This window comes from Thermogutta sp. (genome assembly GCF_014359955.1).
Taxonomy (GTDB): domain Bacteria; phylum Planctomycetota; class Planctomycetia; order Pirellulales; family Thermoguttaceae; genus Thermogutta.
The window spans coordinates 1-2,517 of sequence record NZ_JACIYL010000665.1; the positions used below are offsets into that span (position 1 = coordinate 1).

Sequence of the window (2,517 nt, forward strand, 5' to 3'; positions counted from 1 at the left end):
CTCCCCACTGTATTATGCTCAACGACTGTCGGAATTTTGCGGGGGTGCCCGCATTTATTTGAAGCGGGAGGACCTCAACCATACCGGGGCGCACAAGATCAACAACTCGCTCGGTCAGGCGCTCCTGACTGTTCGAATGGGAAAACGCCGTGTTATCGCGGAAACCGGAGCGGGTCAGCACGGCGTGGCCACCGCTACGGCCTGTGCTCGATTCGGCCTTGAATGCGTCATCTACATGGGTGAAGAGGATATGCGTCGCCAGCGGCCCAACGTTTTTAACATGCGGCTGCTGGGGGCCCAGGTGGTGCCTGTCACCAGTGGATCACGAACGCTCCGTGATGCGATCAACGAGGCACTTCGAGACTGGATGAGTTCCGTGGAGACGACTCACTACTGTCTCGGATCGGTCACCGGTCCGCATCCCTTCCCGCAAATTGTCCGCGATTTTCAATCGATCATCGGGAGGGAAACTCGCGCTCAATGTCTCGAACAATTCGGGCGACTCCCGGACTGGATTGTGGCCTGTGTAGGAGGAGGGAGCAACGCCGCTGGCATGTTTTATCCATTTATCGATGACGACGTGAAACTCCTGGGGGTTGAAGCCGGAGGGCGTTCTTCCCAACTTGGGGACCATGCGTCCACCCTGTGTTACGGTCGGCCCGGCGTTCTCCACGGGACCTATTCCTATGTTTTGCAAGACGAAGACGGCCAAACCGCGGACGTGCATTCAATCTCCGCGGGTTTGGACTACCCCGGTGTGGGCCCCGAACACAGCTACTGGAAAGAGACGGGACGCGTCACCTACACCAATGTCAGCGATCGTCAGGCTTTAGAAGCGTTCCAGACCCTGGCGCGATTGGAAGGCATTCTTCCGGCCCTGGAAAGTGCCCATGCCCTGGCTAAGGCCATGGAACTGGCCCCGACACTGGGTCGTGATCAGGTAGTCGTCGTCTGCCTTTCCGGAAGAGGAGACAAAGACACCCAGGAGGTGGCGCGACTGCTCGGGCAGGATTTCGCGTGACGGCCCAGCATCATTCTCTGAGTCTGTTGAATCACACTGGAGGCGTGGAACAGGGAATCGACATGTCCACTATTTCTAACGTTTTTCGAGAACTCCGCCAGCACGGAAAGAAGGCACTCATGCCGTTTCTGACGGCGGGCGACCCCAATCTGCAGTTCACCCAGGAGGTCATCCAACTGCTCTCCGAAGAAGGTTGCGCACTGCTTGAACTAGGATTCCCCTACAGCGATCCCATCGCGGATGGCCCCGTTATTCAGGCGTCTTATACCCGGGCACTTCAGACAGGCGTCAAGGTGGACGCGGTGTTCGAAACCGTCGCTCGGGTTGCCCCAAAAGTGGCTACCCCGATCGTGGGAATGGTGAGCTATGCCATTGTCCTGCGACGGGGAATCCGGAAGTTCGTCGAGACTGCACGGTCATCCGGTCTGGCAGGACTCATCGTCCCTGATTTGCCAGTCGAAGAGTCGGGTGACCTTCGTGCGGTGTGCGATGAGGCAAATATCGACTTGATCCAATTGATCACGCCCACCACGCCGCGGCCTCGGGCGATCGACATCGCCCAGAAAAGCCGGGGATTCATCTACTATGTGTCCGTAGCCGGGATTACCGGTGAACGCTCTGAGCTCCCAGCCAGTGTGGTGGACAATGTGGCCTGGTTACGGCAGCAGACCGATCTCCCCATCTGTGTGGGATTTGGCGTCAGTCGGCCGGAACATGCCCAAATGGTCGCACAGGTTGTCGATGGTGTGATCGTGGGATCGGCTTTCGTCCGACGAATCTCGGAAGCTGCAACGCGGCCGAAGCACGAAGTCCTTCTCGAACTCCGACAGTTCGCCAGGAGTCTCCTTTCTGCACTGGACGCAGCATCCCAGTCTTTGGCGCAGCGTGATTGAGAACCGTCGGAGCCCGCTCGGCCTGTCTGCCCCGACCCACTCCCCACTTTTCCCCTGGCGATGGAGACGCGAACGCTCACACTGGTTGGCGTAGGAGCCAGATTCGCCCCGAGAGGAACTGATTGTCAGGTCCACTCTCGGAGGGACGTGATCGTCACGTCCGCTTTCCAACGTTTTGATAATCCATTTCGCCGAGCAACCTGCAACTGGTCGGTTCAGTTGCTGGTCAGATGATTGGGGCAGTTCAGCAATTGCCCCTGCAACATGCTGTGTCGGGACAACTCGGGCATTTTTGGAGAAGCGGGGATAGCCCAGGTGATCGCGCGGGTTGACGCCCGGGCGAAATCGACCTTCGCGCCGGTGCCTGCTGAACGCAAGCCTAATCCCACGTCAGTTGATTGGAAACGACACTGCCGGCGAGACGTCAGTAGGTTCTCGGTCGTACCCGTGCTTGCACGCGCAGCGGAAGCCCCTGAATCCGGAGGAATCCTTCGGCGTCGCTCTGGTCGTAGTCCCCGCCTGCTTCCATCGTGGCAATGCCTTCATCGTACAGGCTGTTGGGACTGGTCCGACTGTCCACGAAGATATTCCCCTTATAGAGGC

The 2,517-nt window shown here is 58.6% G+C and carries 2 protein-coding genes and 1 pseudogene; 2 read left to right on the top strand and 1 reads right to left on the bottom strand.

Annotated elements, in window-relative coordinates:
* Window positions 1-1,021: tryptophan synthase subunit beta (gene trpB, locus H5U08_RS15620; RefSeq protein ID WP_297035114.1), on the top strand; the 1,021-nt coding region annotated here is incomplete at its 5' end.
* 62 nt (window positions 1,022-1,083) lie between these two features.
* The gene (gene trpA / locus H5U08_RS15625; protein ID WP_297035117.1) at window positions 1,084-1,914 is read left to right on the top strand and encodes a tryptophan synthase subunit alpha; all 831 of its coding nucleotides are present in this window, start codon (window positions 1,084-1,086) and stop codon (window positions 1,912-1,914) included.
* Between the two features lie 424 nt (window positions 1,915-2,338).
* Here trpA and H5U08_RS15630 read toward each other — a convergent pair.
* A pseudogene (locus tag H5U08_RS15630) lies at window positions 2,339-2,517 on the bottom strand (argininosuccinate synthase domain-containing protein); the annotation flags it as partial.